14 protein-coding genes and 1 tRNA gene are annotated in these 15,707 nt (G+C 56.9%); 14 read left to right on the forward strand and 1 reads right to left on the reverse strand.

All coding sequences use genetic code 11. From position 1 onward, the window contains the following. Window positions 1-283: 283 nt before the first annotated feature. The 9 genes from PFLQ2_RS01565 (at window position 284) to PFLQ2_RS01525 (ending at window position 8,098) form a co-directional block, all read left to right on the forward strand. Window positions 284-784 (forward strand): hypothetical protein, encoded by a 501-nt coding sequence (locus tag PFLQ2_RS01565; protein ID WP_003186762.1) that lies wholly within the window; start codon window positions 284-286, stop codon window positions 782-784. A 300-nt stretch (window positions 785-1,084) separates the two neighbouring features. Then, a complete protein-coding gene (locus PFLQ2_RS01560) occupies window positions 1,085-1,858 on the forward strand; it encodes an ABC transporter ATP-binding protein (RefSeq protein WP_003186763.1) in 774 nt (257 codons plus the stop codon). Window positions 1,859-1,871: 13 nt separating this feature from the next. Then, window positions 1,872-2,624 (forward strand): ABC transporter substrate-binding protein, encoded by a 753-nt coding sequence (locus PFLQ2_RS01555; protein ID WP_003186764.1) that lies wholly within the window; start codon window positions 1,872-1,874, stop codon window positions 2,622-2,624. Between the two features lie 78 nt (window positions 2,625-2,702). Next, the gene (locus tag PFLQ2_RS01550) at window positions 2,703-3,398 is read left to right on the forward strand and encodes an ABC transporter permease (protein ID WP_003186765.1); all 696 of its coding nucleotides are present in this window, start codon (window positions 2,703-2,705) and stop codon (window positions 3,396-3,398) included. Then, window positions 3,395-4,084, forward strand: a complete 690-nt coding sequence (locus PFLQ2_RS01545; protein ID WP_003186766.1) for an ABC transporter permease — start codon at window positions 3,395-3,397, stop codon at window positions 4,082-4,084. The genes PFLQ2_RS01550 and PFLQ2_RS01545 overlap by 4 nt, the downstream gene beginning before the upstream one ends. Then, a complete protein-coding gene (locus PFLQ2_RS01540; RefSeq protein ID WP_003186767.1) occupies window positions 4,065-5,297 on the forward strand; it encodes a methyltransferase in 1,233 nt (410 codons plus the stop codon). Before PFLQ2_RS01545 ends, PFLQ2_RS01540 begins: the two co-directional genes overlap by 20 nt. 331 nt (window positions 5,298-5,628) lie before the next feature. Then, window positions 5,629-6,453 (forward strand): FkbM family methyltransferase, encoded by an 825-nt coding sequence (locus PFLQ2_RS01535; protein ID WP_003186768.1) that lies wholly within the window; start codon window positions 5,629-5,631, stop codon window positions 6,451-6,453. Window positions 6,454-6,528: 75 nt separating this feature from the next. Next, window positions 6,529-6,604: transfer RNA gene (locus PFLQ2_RS01530), tRNA-Thr, on the forward strand. 171 nt (window positions 6,605-6,775) lie between these two features. After that, window positions 6,776-8,098, forward strand: a complete 1,323-nt coding sequence (locus PFLQ2_RS01525; RefSeq protein ID WP_003186769.1) for a tyrosine-type recombinase/integrase — start codon at window positions 6,776-6,778, stop codon at window positions 8,096-8,098. A 9-nt stretch (window positions 8,099-8,107) separates the two neighbouring features. Here PFLQ2_RS01525 and PFLQ2_RS01520 read toward each other — a convergent pair whose 3' ends face one another. Further along, window positions 8,108-9,811, reverse strand: a complete 1,704-nt coding sequence (locus PFLQ2_RS01520) for an ATP-binding protein (protein WP_088021806.1) — start codon at window positions 9,809-9,811, stop codon at window positions 8,108-8,110. A gap of 855 nt (window positions 9,812-10,666) precedes the next feature. On the opposite strand from PFLQ2_RS01520, the gene PFLQ2_RS01515 reads away from it, so the two are divergent. The 5 genes from PFLQ2_RS01515 to tnpB all read left to right on the forward strand — a co-directional run bounded on the left by PFLQ2_RS01515 (window position 10,667) and on the right by tnpB (window position 15,637). Beyond that, window positions 10,667-11,647 carry an integrase domain-containing protein gene (locus PFLQ2_RS01515; protein ID WP_003186771.1) on the forward strand — a complete coding sequence of 327 codons (981 nt, stop codon included), beginning with the start codon at window positions 10,667-10,669 and terminating at the stop codon, window positions 11,645-11,647. Next, window positions 11,644-11,919, forward strand: coding sequence for a hypothetical protein (locus tag PFLQ2_RS29200; protein ID WP_080932528.1), 276 nt, complete (start codon window positions 11,644-11,646; stop codon window positions 11,917-11,919). Before PFLQ2_RS01515 ends, PFLQ2_RS29200 begins: the two co-directional genes overlap by 4 nt. Before the next feature lie 196 nt (window positions 11,920-12,115). Beyond that, a complete protein-coding gene (locus PFLQ2_RS01510; protein ID WP_033046338.1) occupies window positions 12,116-14,488 on the forward strand; it encodes a TOTE conflict system archaeo-eukaryotic primase domain-containing protein in 2,373 nt (790 codons plus the stop codon). Between the two features lie 490 nt (window positions 14,489-14,978). Further along, a complete protein-coding gene (gene tnpA / locus PFLQ2_RS29205; protein WP_003177792.1) occupies window positions 14,979-15,305 on the forward strand; it encodes an IS66-like element accessory protein TnpA in 327 nt (108 codons plus the stop codon). Further along, window positions 15,302-15,637 carry an IS66 family insertion sequence element accessory protein TnpB gene (tnpB, locus tag PFLQ2_RS30330; protein ID WP_003177794.1) on the forward strand — a complete coding sequence of 112 codons (336 nt, stop codon included), beginning with the start codon at window positions 15,302-15,304 and terminating at the stop codon, window positions 15,635-15,637. Before tnpA ends, tnpB begins: the two co-directional genes overlap by 4 nt. The last annotated feature ends 70 nt before the right edge of the window (window positions 15,638-15,707 follow it).

A 15,707-nucleotide genomic window follows, 5' to 3' on the forward strand; every position in this document is an offset into this window, starting at 1 on the left:
GCGCGTTAAGGTTTAGATCGATTGGGACTATTCCTGATAATCGAATCCACGCTCAGTACCACCCCGGACCGCGCATCGAGAATAGGATTACTGTGGCAACGCCAGGGTTGTAACTTAGGTAGCATGGCGTTAGAAAACAGCTCCATCGCCCCTGTGGGAGTGAGCTTGCTCACGATGAGGCCATCAACCTCAGCTCTTCGTTGGCTGCTCTACCGCTATCGCGAGCAAGCCCGCTTCCACAGGCTTTATCGATTTTTGTTCAATAGATAACGGAACCACGCCCATGGCCTCCGCGAACAAGCAACAGAAACGCGCCAAGCGCGCAAAAGCAAAAGCCAAGCAAATACGCGTCAGTCGTACAAAACCTGCTGCCACCACGTTTGGTCTTCCCGAATACGACGATCCATATGTAATGGATGCCCTGCACGACGAATTCGCAGAACGCCCAAGAGACTTCTTGTCGTTGTTTTATGAGATGCACGACGCCGAAGAAGAGTCGGGGCGCATTGACATGATGGTCAGGATGATCGGACTACTCCTTGCAATGACGAATGAACAGCCCGAGCTGCTGCATAATGAAAATGCTGAAAACGAAGCCATGGCGGTCCAGACTCTGGCCGAAAATACCCTGGTCGCTTACCGAAGGTGGGCTGACGACATTGATCAGGAAGCAGCGGAGCATTGGCTTCACAGCCCTGAAGTACAGACGGATTTCGAAACTGTACGAGCCAGTTTCAAAGAGGTTCTCAAAATACTGTGGGATCTCGAGGATGCTCCCGAATAACCCAACAGACTTTTGATTGTGGCACGCTCATCCGGTTAACCCTTCCAACCCCCGTCCAAAGCTGGCACCATCGCGCCTTTTTTTACGCGACTCCCCGGGCTTTTCACCGGTAAATACGGTTCAAACGGCCGTTCGGTTGTTGATGGCGCGACAGACTGCTGTGCCGATGCGACAACCTGCCACACATCACCGGTTTACCGCCCGTAGCGCTGTTGGCTGCCATTCGGACGCATGCTAGCTTGGCCGCCTCGCCACGGAAGGCAGCCAACAGCAAGGGAGCACACACCATGAGGACCGCACATGGCCCAGGCCACGCCCGCGCTTGAAATCCGCAACCTGCACAAACGCTACGGACAGCTTGAGGTGCTCAAGGGCGTCTCGCTGACCGCCCGTGACGGCGATGTGATCTCGATCCTGGGCTCATCCGGGTCCGGCAAGTCCACGTTCCTGCGCTGCATCAACCTGCTGGAAAACCCTAACCAAGGGCAAATTCTGGTGGCCGGCGAAGAGCTCAAGCTCAAGGCTGCAAAAAACGGTGAGCTGATGGCCGCCGACGGCAGGCAGATCAATCGCATGCGCAGCGAGATCGGTTTTGTATTTCAAAACTTTAACCTTTGGCCGCACATGAGCGTGCTCGATAACATCATCGAAGCCCCACGCCGGGTGCTTGGCCAGAGCAAGGCCGAAGCCGTCGAAGTGGCCGAAGCCCTGCTCGCCAAGGTCGGCATCGCCGACAAGCGCCACGCCTATCCTGCCGAGCTGTCCGGCGGCCAGCAGCAACGTGCGGCCATCGCCCGCACCCTGGCGATGCAGCCCAAGGTAATTCTGTTCGACGAGCCCACTTCTGCCCTTGACCCGGAAATGGTCCAGGAAGTACTAAGTGTGATCCGCGCCTTGGCCGAAGAGGGTCGCACCATGCTGCTGGTGACCCACGAAATGGGCTTTGCCCGCCAGGTTTCCAGCGAGGTGGTGTTCCTCCATCAAGGCCTGGTCGAGGAGCAGGGATCGCCACAGCAGGTCTTTGAAAACCCACTTTCGGCGCGCTGCAAACAATTCATGTCCAGCAACCGCTAACGGAGCAGTACACATGCAGACCTACAGGAAATTTCTTTTGGCCGCAGCCGTCAGCCTGGTCGTTTCGGCCAGCGCCACGGCCGCTGACAAACTGAAGATGGGCATCGAAGCGGCCTACCCGCCATTCAACAACAAGGACGCCAGCGGCCAAGTCGTCGGGTTCGACAAAGACATTGGCGACGCCCTGTGCGCCAAGATGAAAGTTGAATGTGAAGTGGTCACGTCCGACTGGGACGGCATCATCCCGGCCCTGATGGCCAAGAAGTTTGATTTCCTGATTTCTTCGTTATCCGTCAACGACGAGCGCAAGCAAGCCGTGGACTTCACCGACCCGTACTACTCCAACAAACTGCAATTCATCGCGCCGAAAAACGTCGAATTCAAAACCGATAAAGATTTTCTCAAAGGCAAGGTTATCGGGGCACAGCGCTCGACCCTCGCCGGCACTTGGCTGCAAGACGAACTGGGCGACGATATTACCGCCAAGCTCTACGACACCCAGGAAAACGCCTATCTCGACCTGACTTCCGGCCGCCTTGACGCGATCCTGGCGGACAAATATGTGAACTACGACTGGCTGAAAACCGAAGCCGGCCGTGCCTACGAATTCAAGGGTGACCCGGTGGTAGAGGGCGACAAGATCGCCATTGCCGTGCGCAAGGGCGATCCTCTGCGCGAAAAATTGAATGCCGCTTTGAAGGAAATCGTCGCCGACGGCACCTATAAGAAAATCAATGACAAGTACTTCCCGTTCAGCATCTATTGATCCTGACGTGCCTGGCCGGTGCGGCTCCACAGCTGCGCCGGCCCTTAGCAAAGCCTGCCGCGATATGAACACACACCCATGATGATCGATCTCTACGGATTCGGCCCGGCGCTCGCCGCTGGCGCGCTGATGACCGTCAAACTCGCGCTCTCGGCCCTGTGCCTGGGGCTGGTACTCGGTCTGCTTGGCGCCTTGGCCAAGACCTCACCGCACAAGCCGCTGCAATGGCTTGGCGGCACTTATTCGACATTGGTCCGCGGCATTCCGGAATTGCTCTGGGTACTGCTGATCTATTTCGGCACCGTCAATCTGATGCGCGCCTTGGGCGAATACCTGGGCGATCCCGAGCTTGCCCTCAACGCTTTCGCCGCCGGCGTCATCGCCCTGGGCCTGTGCTTTGGCGCCTACGCCACGGAAGTGTTTCGCGGCGCGATCCTGGCGATTCCCAAGGGTCACCGTGAGGCCGGCGTCGCCTTGGGCCTGTCAAAGTGGCGGATCTTCACCAAGCTGATCATGCCGCAAATGTGGCGCATCGCCCTGCCCGGCCTGGGCAACCTGTTCATGATCCTCATGAAAGACACCGCGCTGGTCTCGGTGATCGGCCTGGAAGAAATCATGCGCCACGCGCAAATCGGTGTGACCGTGTCCAAACAACCGTTCACCTTCTACATGGTGGCAGCGTTCATGTACCTGGGCCTCACTGTACTCGCCATGATCGGCATGCACCTGCTGGAACGACGCGCCGCCCGTGGATTTACCAGGAGCACCCAATGAACTGGGACGTCATCATCAAGTGGCTGCCGAAGCTGGCCCAAGGCGCCACTCTCACCCTGGAACTGGTAGCCATCGCCGTGATTGCCGGCCTGCTGCTGGCGATCCCGCTGGGCATCGCCCGTTCTTCGCGGCTGTGGTACGTGCGGGCCTTGCCCTATGCCTACATTTTCTTTTTCCGTGGCACGCCGCTGTTGGTCCAGCTGTTCCTCGTCTACTACGGCCTGGCGCAATTCGACGCCGTGCGCAGCAGCGCGTTGTGGCCGTACCTGCGCGATCCGTTCTGGTGTGCCACCGCCACCATGACCCTGCACACTGCCGCCTACATCGCCGAGATCCTGCGCGGCGCAATCCAGGCCATTCCCCGTGGCGAGATCGAAGCCGCACGGGCCCTGGGCATGTCGCGGCCCAAGGCGCTGTTCTACATCATGCTGCCCCGCGCCGCGCGCATCGGCCTGCCGGCCTACAGCAACGAAGTGATCCTGATGCTCAAGGCCAGCGCGCTGGCGAGTACCGTGACCCTGCTGGAACTCACCGGCATGGCCCGCACGATCATTGCGCGGACTTATCTGCCGGTGGAGCTCTTCTTTGCAGCCGGCATGTTCTACCTGTTGATGGCATTCCTGTTGGTGCAAGGCTTCAAGCAGCTGGAGCGCTGGTTGCGCGTCGATGCCTGCCAAGGACGCTGACGGCAGCGTGCTGACGGGCCCAGCCTTGCTGGCCCGTTTCACAGCGCTGGACGCATTCCTCACGGCGCATCAAGCGCTGTGGAAACCGCGCCCGTTCACCCATCTGCACCTGCCCTGGGAAACCTCCTACCCGGAACTGGCCCAATGGCTACGTCAGCGCTCACTGGAGGCTGCGGAAAGCGACCATCATCAACCCTGGTTGATTCAAGACGCGCCAGCACCCTTTCCTGAACTGGCGGCAACTTCCCGTACATTGAGTGCTGTCGCAGCATTGCCGGACAGAACCCTCGAAGCGCCTGTCTATCGCCTCAACGTCGACGTGCCCGGGCGCAAATGGCAACAGATCGAAGCCTTCGCCAGCCGCCTGCACTTCGCCAACGAACCGACCCACTGGCTGGACTGGTGCGGCGGCAAAGGCCACCTTGGGCGACGCCTGGTGCACGGTTCACAAAGCCTGACGTGCCTGGAATACGATCCGGCCCTGATCACCAGCGGCGAGCAACTGAGCCGACACCATCACCTGCCCGCCGTACACCTGCAGCAAGACGTGATGGCGGCGGATGCAGCCCAGGCGATACGCCCTGAACACACGCCCGTCGCCCTGCATGCCTGCGGCGATCTGCATGTGCGACTCATGCAGTTGGCGAGCGCCGCCGGTTGCGCGCAGTTGGCTATCGCCCCGTGCTGCTACAACCGCATCAACGCTGAGCGTTACCAGGCATTGTCCGACCCCGGCAAAGGCTCTGCCCTACAACTCTCCCTTGATGATCTGAGCCTGCCACTGACGGAAACCGTCACCGCCGGTGCCCGCATACGTAGGCAACGGGACCAATCCATGTCTCGGCGCCTGGGGTTTGACCTGTTGCAACGGCAAATCCGGGGGCGCGATGACTACCTGCCCACGCCTTCATTGCCCAGCGCCTGGCTGGAAAAATCCTTCGCCCAATACTGCATCGACCTGGCAGCCTTGAAAGACTTATCCACAGTCGGCACGCCTGATTGGGTGGCGCTGGAAGCCGCAGGCCAACAACGCCTGGCCCAGGTGCGCAACCTGGAACTGGTACGGGGCCTGTTCCGACGCCCCCTGGAGCTTTGGCTGGTGTTGGACCGGGCACTTTTCCTTAGGGAAAAAGGCTATGAGGTTCGCCTTGGCACCTTCTGCGAAACGCCCCTGACGCCTCGAAACCTGATGCTGCTGGCAGAGCGTCACTAAGGCCTGACAGCCTGTGGATAACTCTGTTGATGAAATCCAGCTGGATCCAAGAAATTCATGATTTCCTGACCAAAACAAGGCTGGTCATTTTTTGTTCATATGGATAAAAAACCATGAAAACAGCCATTTGCGACGAAACGAGAAACTGGTCACAAAATCGTAAGACGTCGCCCACAGCGTCCTTTCCGTTGTGCATAAGCATCTAAGCAAAACGACATAACCGCCGAATTCAGTGCTCCCCCGCGCCAATAATTGCGTCCACCGCGTCCGTGCTATACAACAGCCCCACGTATCGTGATTGACACAATGCCGACACACTCAAGGACTGGCCGTGACGTTCATTTCCTACGCTCAAAATTTCGAAGACATACGCCTGTGGCGCGTCCTTCAGTCGGTGGAAGACGGCTTTTACCTCGACGTCGGCGCCAACCATCCGACAGATGACTCCGTCACCCGGGCGTTCTACGAACGTGGCTGGCGCGGTATCAATATCGAGCCCGTCCAGGCCTACCACGACGCGCTCAACCAAGAACGCCCCCACGACATCAACCTGCAATGCGTGGCCGGCGAAAACGCCGACAGCCTGACCTTCTACACCATCGCCGACACCGGCCTGTCCACGGTCGAAGCCAGCGTCGCCCAACAACACCGCGACGCCGGCATGGACGTGCGCAAGCAGACCGTCCAGTCCCGCACCCTGGCCTCGATCTGCGAGCAATACGCCCAGGATCGCCCCATCCACTTCCTGAAAATCGACGTCGAAGGCCACGAAGAAACCGTGCTGCGCGGTATGGATTTCAGCCGCTGGCGCCCATGGATCATCCTCATCGAAACCCCATGGGCCCGCGACCAGACCTGGGAAACCCTGGTCACCGACGCCGGCTACCAGGCCATCCTCTTCGATGGCATCAACACCTACTACCTCGCCGAAGAACACCTGGCCCTCAAACCCGCCTTCGACATCCCGCCTTGCAACCTCGACGGCTTCCAGCTCTGCAAAGGCCACAAACTCAGCCACCCCGTCAGCGACACAACCCCACAACTCACCGCCGCCCTGCAACGGGCCGAACAGGCTGAAGCCCAACTCCACGCCATCCAAAACAGCCGCGCGTGGCGAGCCCTGAACAAACTGCGCAACCTGCTGCATCGCGCCTGAGTCGGACCTAAGCAAAAATAGTCAGAATTCAGGGGTTTACAGAACGCGCCCAATCGCTATAATCGTCGCCCACACGCCGGTATAGCTCAGTTGGTAGAGCAACTGACTTGTAATCAGTAGGTCCCGGGTTCGACTCCTGGTGCCGGCACCATTTAAGGTTCCAGAGAAGGCTTTCAAAATCTCTGAACCCCTCGAAAAACCCGCCTTCTGGCGGGTTTTTTCGTTTTGGCGTTCCATCGGTTTCCGTCAGGAACTGGTGGATTCCAACCGTTTTAGGGGTAGTGTTAGGGGTAAGGTAATTCGATAAAGGGGGAGTACCCTTATGTCGCGCACCACTGCTCCACTCTCCGATTCGGCTTGCCGCTCAGCCAAGCCCACCGACCGCGCTTACAAGCTTTTCGACGGCGACGGCCTCTACCTTCTAGTCCAACCCAATGGCCGTAAAGGCTGGCGTCTCAGGTATATCAAGCCTGATGGACGCGAAGGACTGACCCCGTTCGGCAGCTATCCCGTGGTCGGCCTCGCCGATGCGCGCAACAAGCGCCTGGAGGTCAAGCGGATGCTGGCGAATGGCATCGACCCCATAGAGACCAAACACCAAGCCAAGACGCAGGCCGCAATCAAAGGCCGAACCTTTGAAAGCGCCGCACTGGACTGGCACAAAGCGATGTCTGCCAAATGGGCTCCGGGCCATGCCAAGACCGTCCTGAGCCGCCTCAAAACCCATGTCTTCCCGCTGATCGGCGCTCGCTCCATTGTCGATCTGGACACCCATGACCTGATGCAACCTCTGGAAGCGATCCAGAAGCGCGGCACGATTGACGTCGCTTTAAGGGTACAAAACTACCTGCAGAGCATCATGCGCGAGGCGAAGCGTGCTCGACAGATCGCGGCAAACCCGGCCTCCGACCTTGAAGGTTTGATCAAAGCTCCGAGGGTGATTCACCGCCCTGCTTTACCTTTATCGCGTCTGCCTGAATTGCAGGAGCGTATCGACACCTACAGAGGCCGCGCACTTACCCGGCTGACGGTCATGCTCTCGCTGCATGTGTTCGTCCGCTCCAGCGAACTGCGCTTCGCCCGCTGGAGCGAGTTCGACCTCAAGCGCGGCACCTGGGAGATACCGGACACTCGACCCGCGTTGGACGGAGTACCCTTTTCAACAAGGGGTACGAAGATGGCCGGGGACATCCACCTTGTACCCTTATCGCCGCAAGCCGTGACCCTGCTTGAACAAATCCACGTCCTCACCGGCAAATTCGACTTGGTGTTTGCAGGCGATGCCAAGCCCTGGAAGCCCATGTCTGAAAACACGATGAACAGCGCACTCAGAAAGATGGGGTACAACACCAAAGCCGAAATATGCGGGCATGGGTTTCGGTCGATGGCCTGTAGCGCGCTGATTGAGTCAGGCTTGTGGTCGGAGACAGCCATTGAACGGCAGATGAGTCACAAGGAGCGGAATAACGTCCGAGCTGCTTACATCCACAAGGCCGAGTTCATCGAGGAGCGCAGGCTGATCATGAACTGGTGGAGCCGGTATCTGGAGGCCAACCGGCAGGAGCATGTCACCCCGCACGAATTTGCAAACCAGACCGGGACGAACGTCACGCGGCTCAAGGCGAAAAGCCACTTGAGGGAGTAGGCCGTTAGCCTACTCCTCGTCCTGCCCACCAACGTACGCTTTGTACGCCTGCCTTTCATGAGTCGGCTTGGACGGAAATGCCAACTGAATCTGCCTACTTTTCACCATTCCATTCAGGTACTGCTGACGGAGGGCATCTGGACTGCGCTTTACCAAATTAGCCAACACGTTGAGCGTCAGATAGTGCTCCTTGCATAGGGTGATAATCACCTGTTGCATACGATCCTTTTGCATGCGCTCTCGATTGCGCGGCTCCTCAGCCAGTATTTCGAGCTTTTCTCGAAACCCTACATCAAGCCTGTCCAAATCATCGATCAGCGGCGCGTCAATATGATCGCTCAACAAGCAGCCATCATCGTTTCGCTGCATATCCAGCTCGACCTTATGTTCGGAGCTACCTGCGTTATGTTCGGAGCTAGCCCCGTTATGTTCGGAGCTGCCGGCGTAATGTTCGGAGCTCTGTAGCGGACCTGCGAACACTTGCTCCGGCGTAGGCAGTTGCTCACCCGGCAGGTGATAAATCATGCCCCGTGAGCGCCCGTCGGGCACAAGGAATCCCTCGCGTACCAACCGCGCAAGCAGTTGGCTCAAGTCATGAGCATGAGTATCACAAATCTCAAGAAGACGATTATGGCTGACCACCCGCTCAATCGCGGCCGTGGCCAAAATCAACCTGGCAGTATGTTCCAAGCTCTCGAAACGAACCCCAAATCGCTCTCGTAACTGCTCCACCACCCCTTCAGGAAGCAAGTCCAACATGCGAAGCTCAAGAAGGGTTTGCTCGGGCTCGGGCTTTTCATAAAGGGCTGGCGGTCGCCAATGCTGGCTGCGCCACCCGCTGTAGATTTTTGGAACCCCAGAACCACCACGCTCGCCAAGGCCTATAAGAAGAAACATTTGGTGCATTAGCCTGTTCCGGCAATCGCTGGTACCACCTTGCAACACCTGCTCAAGGGGTAAACGCAAGCCGCCAGGATTGCGAAAGCCAAACAAGTCAGGACGCTTCACGACTAACACAGAAACCCGTCCGGTATAGTCGGCATGGACCAAGGTATTAACCAAAGCCTCGCGCAGAGCTTCATGTACCGGTGTGTCATCCTGGCGCTGATCACCTTTGAGAACGAACGGTACCTTTAGGTCCTCAACCAACTTGCGATAAACCCGCCGGTAGAAATCAAACAGATTTCCTGACCAGGTTCCATCAGGGACGAGTCTATCCACCCAACGTAGTTCTGTTTTGGCGTGCGGCCGCTCCTGATAGTCCACAAAGTAATGCGGCACACTCTCTTGGATCGAAAGCCAGCGTCCGAACATCAGTAAACCTGCCAGAGTCAGCCCTTCGACTCCGTTCGCTCGGTCCTTTCGCCAGCCGCCTATCTGTCGAAGAAACTCAATCCCTTGGTGCTCCAGCGCTGGATGGCCTGGCTTTATGTCGCTAAGCATCTGGCGGTAGATACGCAGACTGTCCGGATCGATGTCTGCGAAGTCGTAATTTGGCAAAATCCGCTCGTCCCGACAGTCCTCCACTTGCTCTGCGAACATGCGGCGAACATCTTCCTCAGAGCAACGCCGATCACCCTCATGTAATCGACGATAAGTGTTACCTAGCGGCTGACCATTGAGAAATACTGGCTTCTGCTTACGCGAAGCCGCCGGGATTTTCACTTCAAGTACCTGCTTGCCCTCCAACTCTCTGACGATCCGCTTGTCCACGCGGGTCCATCCAAGCGGGGCTGCAAAGCCGCCCTGCTTGGATGGACCTCACTTAAAAAATCTAAAGCCCACGCAACTGTCTGTGGAAAACCACTGATTTCCACCGGTGGATAATTTCATCCACAGCCGCAGAACTCCCGAAAATTCGAGCCTTGACCCGAATTATCCACAGGCGTAGAAAAGATCGGGCAAAGCGCTGTCGTTGACAGCAACCCAGGTAGTCAGAACCTTTAAGGCTACGCCACACGGTGGTGGTTCTCCCAAAGTGCGATTAGCGTCCGGCGGCTCGCACGGTCACAGCGATGTGATGGATGCCTACTTTTATCAGTGTGCCCACTGCGGCAACTCATCCCCTTTCATAGCTGCCCTGCAGCAACCTATCCGCTTGTCCATTTCCTTGCGCCAACCTGCGCCCGTCTCTTTCTTCCGGAAAGAGACGGGCGCTCCTACCGCTGCTGCAGCCCAACTCGTACAAGGCTTTGCGGCATTCCCTCTCGTGACAATCGGCGTGACAAACACCGAAGTCACCAGCATCAGCGATGCCGATGATGGTGCCGCAGCCCACGGAATGGACTGCACCTGACTGACAGTCAGGCATGCCCCGGTCACCGCATCACTACCTTCACTCGACTCAGGATCTCGCGGCATTGGTCTCGTCAGCCAGTGCAGCCTCCACCCGCCCACTTCTTTGGAAGTGTTCAGGAGGTCAGATCATGAGATGCCCAACCGCCAGTCCTGCGTTAGAGGACAACCCTCACAGGTCGCAGGGGCCTTGATCCCTGATAACACTCAACATTCGTGGCGGGATGACGTGAGGAAGGTTTGAAACTTTTTGGCTTCGAGAGGAGTTCGATCATGGCACTGGTAGGTAAACGTGGCGGGCGCAATTTTGGCTATGGCCGGCAACTGAGTTATGCCGGGCCGCAGGCGTTAAAAGACATGTTCGGCGGAGGGCATTACGGGACCGTCAAAGCGCACAGTGATCGTTGGCTGGCATTTGTACGATGGTGTCGGTCTGAGGATGGGCCCGGGTTTAACGATGCGAGGCAAATTGATTGGCGGACCTTGCTGGACTACGCCGGTCATCTGCGTCACCAAGTTGAACAAGGCGCTATCAGCATCGCCACCGCGCAAAACCGGTTGTCCAGCGTAAACCGAACCATGGCCGCACTTCGCGGTGATCAGTATGTGAAAGTGCCGAGTCCGAGCAAGACGCTGGGAATGCGGCGGAACAGTGTTCGTCGCTCGGTGCCGCAAGGCCAAGACCGCGAACACGTGAAGCGGATCGTCGACGTGCTCTGCGAACACCAAATGCCGCGTGCGGCGGCCATCGCCCAGCTGGCGCGAGCCACCGGCATGCGCTTGCGCGAGGCCATCTTGGCCGACCTTCCGCGCCTGCGAAGAGAAGCCGAACACTACGAAAAGATCAACATCCAGGATGGCACCAAAGGTGGCCGCGGCGGCGGAACCGCGCCTCGGTGGATCAGGGTGGATGACCATATTCGCGAAGCGCTCAGGTACGCCGAACAGGTCTCTCCCGACGGTAGCCGCAACCTGCTGGCACCGAACGAGAGCTACCTCGATTTCCAACCGAGTGTCATACGCCCCGCCCGAGACATCCTCCATACGCACAACCTCAAAGGCTTCCACGAATTGCGCGCGGCTTATGCATGCGAACGCTATGAGCAGATCACCCATCACCTAGCGCCCATCAACGGTGGCAGGGGCAGGCGCCTCGATCCATGCCTTGATCGAGAGGCACGCTTTCAAATCAGCTATGAGCTGGGACACGGTCGAATCGACGTGGTATCGGCGTACATCGGTGGTCGGGTATGAATAAACCATTCGATATGGAGATCTTCTTGGCTGGGGCACTGACTGGAGCACATGCCACACGAGAACGTCACATCCGCCAGGCCAAGACTATTCAAGCAGCCATTTCTGAACGCTGGAACCGAGATAATCCATGGACATGGCAAAGAAAGCATCTCGTTTGGTTTTTGAACCACCACATGAACTCAAACTCGAAATCGACGCGCTACTACTACCTGCTGACCACAAGCCTGATCACTCTGCGCCTAGGAAAATCCTGGAATTTTCAACGTTAGCCGAATGCCAGCAACTGCGCGCTCTGTATCCCTAACTGGCAGATTGAGCCAGCCAACAATTTGATTGGGATTAGGGCGGACCTCTTGAGCCCCTGAACCTAACCTCTGTTGTTTGATAACCTCTATGTTTTACTGATGGACTGAGGGTTGTAGCTCGAGGCTACAGGCTTCACCTGAGACGTAGAGGCTGAAGGCGGTGATAGACACTAGTCTGGTGGCGAAGCTAAGGGCTGAGAATGCAAGATTGGTTGCCTTGCTGGATGCTCATGGCATCGAATGGCGTCCGCCTGCTGAGCCAGTCAAGATAGCGATTGTCCAAGCAGAACAATCACAGCAACTCGATACTGATGGAAAGCTTGCCCTATTCCGAAGCTTGTTTCGTGGTAGGACGGACGTTTATCCCATCCGCTGGGAAAGCAAGGCAGGCAAATCAGGATACGCACCCGCTTGCGCAAACGAATGGAAGCCTGGTGTTTGTGAGAAGCCCCGAATTAAGTGTGGCGACTGCGGTAACCGCCAGCTGCTTCCGCTGACCGATGAGGTGGTCTATCGCCATCTGGCGGGCGAAGTGGTCGTTGGTATCTACCCCCTACTCTCTGATGACACTTGTTATTTTTTGGCAGTCGACTTCGATGAGGCCGAATGGCGTGATGATTCCAAAGCTTTTGTACAGTCATGCCATGAGTTGAACGTCCCGGTGGCGCTGGAAATATCGCGCTCAGGCCAAGGGGCTCATGGCTGGATTTTCTTTGAGCGTAATGTTCCTGCCTGCGATGCGCGCCGCCTCGGTGCCGCAATCATCAGTCATGCCTGTGAGCGCACCCGCCAGTTGGCGCTCAGCTCCTATGATCGACTGTTTCCAAACCAGGACTATATGCCCAAAGGCGGCTTTGGAAATCTCATCGCGCTCCCTTTACAAAAGCGGGCCAGGGCCCAAAACAATAGCGTTTTTGTAGACGACTCGCTTGAGCCTCATCCTGATCAATGGGCCTTCCTGGCATCGATTCAGCGCATGAGTCCAGAAGATATCCAGCCCGTTATTATCCAGGCGATGGGTAATCGGGACCCTCTAGGGGTCGCCTATGTCGATGACGACGGTGATGCAGAACCTTGGAAAGATCGTGAATCGAGATCACGTAAATTGACATGCCCGTTGCCTGCTGCTGTCAACATCACGCTGGCTAACTTAATTTACTTTGAAAAGTCGGAATTGCCACAGCCATTGGCAAACCAGCTTGTCCGGCTCGCTGCCTTTCAAAATCCTGAGTTCTACAAAGCTCAGGCCATGCGCATGTCAGTGTGGAACAAGCCAAGGATTATCGGCTGTGCCCAGAACTTCCCCAAACATATTGCGTTACCACGTGGCTGTTTGGATGCTGCGCTGGAGCTTTTAGAGGAAAACGGGGTTACCCCTATTCTTAAAGACGAACGCTTCGCGGGCGACCCCATCGACGTGAGCTTTCTCGGGACCCTGCGTTCTGACCAAGAGGCTGCTGTCAGCGCAATGCTAAGTCATGACACCGGTATCCTCTGCGCACCGACAGCTTTCGGTAAAACAGTGAGTGCTGCTGCGTTGATTGCCGCACGTGGCATTAACACGTTGGTGCTTGTGCATCGGACAGAACTATTAAGGCAGTGGCAAGAGCGCTTGCAGGCGTTCTTGAGAGTCGGGAATGGTGTCGTTGGTACTCTTGGGGGCGGAAAAGCGAAACTTACAGGCATCATCGACATTGCCGTAATGCAGTCGTTATCGCGAAAAGGCGAGATCAGCGATCAGGTAAAAAATTACGGCCAGATCATCGTTGATGAGTGTCATCACCTATCAGCAGTGTCATTCGAGGCACTACTGAGAAGCGCTACAGCGCGGTACGTACTGGGACTCACTGCAACCCCAGTGCGCCGAGATGGGCAGCAGCCCATTATTTTCATGCAGTGCGGACCGATCCGACATTCTGCTGCTCGACCTGCGAGTGCGCCCCATGACCTCTCCGTCGTGCCTCGATTGCTGCCCAAACCAATAGTGGTCCCCGACGGCTTTGGGATTCAGGACGTTTTTCGGCGTCTAGCCGACGACTCTGAGCGGACAGCCAAAATCGTCTCGGAGATTGAGCTGGCGTACAACGAGGGTAGAAAAATTCTAGTGTTAACGGAGCGGACGGAACATGTGGATGCCCTTGAATTAGAATTGAAGCAGCGCGTGCATAACCTTTTCACGCTTCATGGGCGAGTGCCTAAGAAACAGCGAACTTCCCGTATGCATGATCTTGAGTCCCTTCCCCCTGATGCTCCACGAGTGCTGCTGGCAACAGGAAAACTAGTAGGTGAAGGCTTCGATCATCCGCCGTTGGACACGCTGGTGCTGGCAATGCCCATCTCATGGAAGGGTATCCTTCAGCAATATGCGGGACGATTGCATCGATCGCATGCCGAAAAGGCCGACGTGAGAGTGATCGACTTCGTTGACGAGGGTAATGTCGCGCTGATGAGGATGTGGGATAAGCGCCAGGCGGGTTACAAAGCGATGGGCTACCGCATGGCTGATTCCATGGCCACCATGGACCTACTCTAACTCTAACGTGATTGACAGTTGACACAGCAACGGCCCAACTCTCATAGACGAATGACCGGCCGCTGTGGGGGCAACTCCGGCCCTTCGCCGTTAGTCACGTCAAGCAAGATCCTCAGGCGCGCGAGGTCCTTGAGGTAGTTTTAGAGGTAGAATCGCACAGGTCTTTAAGTATTAATCAGCTAACTCAATAACTTATTAGATCGTTCGACTCCTGGTGCCGCACCATACAAAACGAAGCCCTCGCAGAAATGCGGGGGCTTTGTTGTTTCTGATGCTTGAAATTTCCAGAAAACAGATACGACCCACACCGCCTTGTCAGCATCGACAGACCAAACCTTGCTTGCGCGCCTGCTCGTTACAATTTCACGTTAGTGCGACGTTGACGGGTAACCGTCTGGGCAACACATCTTCCTGATGCCATCGCTTAAGGCGATGGTGTCCACCTAAATTTAAGTGGACACCATTTTTTAGCCTTTTTAAGCGGACGCCCATGCCACAAGAACGTCGTTCCTATTCCAAATCCTTCAAGGCCCAAGTCATTGCCGAATGTGCGCAGCCTGACACCTCGATTGCCAATGTCGCTTTGACCCACAACCTCAACGCCAATCTAGTCCATAAATGGATTCGGGTGCATGCGCAGAAAACTCTGGCGCTGCAAACCGCCTTCATCCCGGTCAAGGCAGCGCCAGCGGTGCATCAAGTCCTTTCTGCCACGATTAGGATCGAAGTGCCTCATTCAAAAGGCGTAGTTGTGGTGAGTTGGCCGACAGAAAATGCAGCGTCGTGTTCCGCTTTCCTACGAGACCTGCTTCGATGATCCGCGTCGACTCCATCTGGCTCGCCACCGAGCCCATGGACATGCGCGCCGGCACTGAAACCGCGCTGGCGCGAGTTGTCGCGGTGTTCGGTGCGGCGAAGCCGCACTGTGCCTATCTGTTCGCCAACCGCCGCGCCAATCGCATGAAAGTGCTGGTGCATGACGGCGTGGGGATTTGGCTTGCCGCCCGGCGTTTGAATCAAGGACGCTTCTTCTGGCCGGGTGTGCGACACGGCTCAGAAGTTGAGTTGGATGCCGAGCAACTTCAGGCCCTGGTGCTCGGTTTACCTTGGCAGCGCGTCGGTGCAGGCGGAATCATCTCGATGCTTTAAGACCTGCCATGGCGCGCTTGCCAGCGCAATTGGCCCATCAGTCTGTCGCAGCCATGTGCCCTCTCTGGCA

It is taken from the genome of Pseudomonas fluorescens Q2-87 (assembly GCF_000281895.1).
GTDB classification, from domain to species: domain Bacteria; phylum Pseudomonadota; class Gammaproteobacteria; order Pseudomonadales; family Pseudomonadaceae; genus Aquipseudomonas; species Aquipseudomonas fluorescens_S.